Origin of the sequence: Bradyrhizobium sp. CSA207, from assembly GCF_029051685.1 — a bacterium.
Classification (GTDB): domain Bacteria; phylum Pseudomonadota; class Alphaproteobacteria; order Rhizobiales; family Xanthobacteraceae; genus Bradyrhizobium.
In genome coordinates this window covers 1-561 of sequence record NZ_JAACFT010000128.1, presented here as the reverse complement: position 1 = coordinate 561, position 561 = coordinate 1, and the positions used below count along the sequence as shown (strand labels likewise).

Annotated in this window: 1 protein-coding gene; it reads left to right on the top strand. The window is 61.3% G+C overall.

Going from position 1 to position 561, the window contains the following annotated elements; all coding sequences use genetic code 11:
- Positions 1–561: AmmeMemoRadiSam system radical SAM enzyme (gene amrS / locus GWG65_RS40285; protein ID WP_275200931.1), on the top strand; the 561-nt coding region annotated here is incomplete at both ends.

The window sequence follows — 561 nt, the reverse complement described above, 5'->3', positions numbered from 1 at the left end:
GCAAATTCTGCCAGAACTGGGACATCTCCAAAGCGCGAGAGCTCGACCGGCTCCAGGACGCAGCCTCGCCGGAAGATATTGTCGAGGCCGCGATTGCCACGGGCTCGCGCTCCATCGCCTACACCTACAATGACCCGGTCATCTTCCTGGAATATGCCGTGGATGTTGCAAGGGTGGCGCGCCGGCGCGGGATCAAGAACGTGGCGGTCACAGCGGGCTACATTGACGCGGCGGCGCGGGAGGAGCTTTACACCTTCATGGACGCCGCCAATGTCGACCTCAAGGCGTTCACCGAGGCGTTCTACAAGCGGCTGTGCACCGGCCATCTCGGCGCCGTCCTCGAGACGCTCGAGTATCTGAAACACAAGACGAAGGTCTGGGTCGAGATCGCAACGCTGCTGATCCCGGGTCACAATGACAGCCCGGAGGAGGTGAAAAAGCTGAGCGAATGGGTGATGACAAGGCTAGGACCTGACGTGCCCTTGCATTTCACCGCCTTCCACCCTGACTACAAGATGCTGGATCTGCCCCGTACGCCCGCCTTCACGCTGACGACGGCTC